This is a genomic window from Serratia sp. ASV30, assembly GCF_016428815.1.
GTDB lineage: Bacteria > Pseudomonadota > Gammaproteobacteria > Enterobacterales > Enterobacteriaceae > Chania > Chania fonticola_C.
In genome coordinates this window covers 1-452 of sequence record NZ_JAELTL010000201.1, presented here as the reverse complement: position 1 = coordinate 452, position 452 = coordinate 1, and the positions used below count along the sequence as shown (strand labels likewise).

Annotated in this window: 1 rRNA gene; it reads right to left on the bottom strand. The window is 51.1% G+C overall.

Annotated elements, in window-relative coordinates:
• Positions 1-51 precede the first annotated feature (51 nt).
• A 16S ribosomal RNA gene (locus tag JHD74_RS26080) occupies positions 52-452 on the bottom strand; the annotation flags it as partial.

The following is a 452-nucleotide window of genomic DNA, read 5'->3' as shown; positions in this document are numbered from 1 at the left end:
TTTTCATCAGACAATCTGTGTGGACACTGCACTCAACTGCATATCTTTAGGTAAGGAGGTGATCCAACCGCAGGTTCCCCTACGGTTACCTTGTTACGACTTCACCCCAGTCATGAATCACAAAGTGGTAAGCGCCCTCCCGAAGGTTAAGCTACCTACTTCTTTTGCAACCCACTCCCATGGTGTGACGGGCGGTGTGTACAAGGCCCGGGAACGTATTCACCGTAGCATTCTGATCTACGATTACTAGCGATTCCGACTTCACGGAGTCGAGTTGCAGACTCCGATCCGGACTACGACATACTTTATGAGGTCCGCTTGCTCTCGCGAGTTCGCTTCTCTTTGTATATGCCATTGTAGCACGTGTGTAGCCCTACTCGTAAGGGCCATGATGACTTGACGTCATCCCCACCTTCCTCCGGTTTATCACCGGCAGTCTCCTTTGAGTTCCC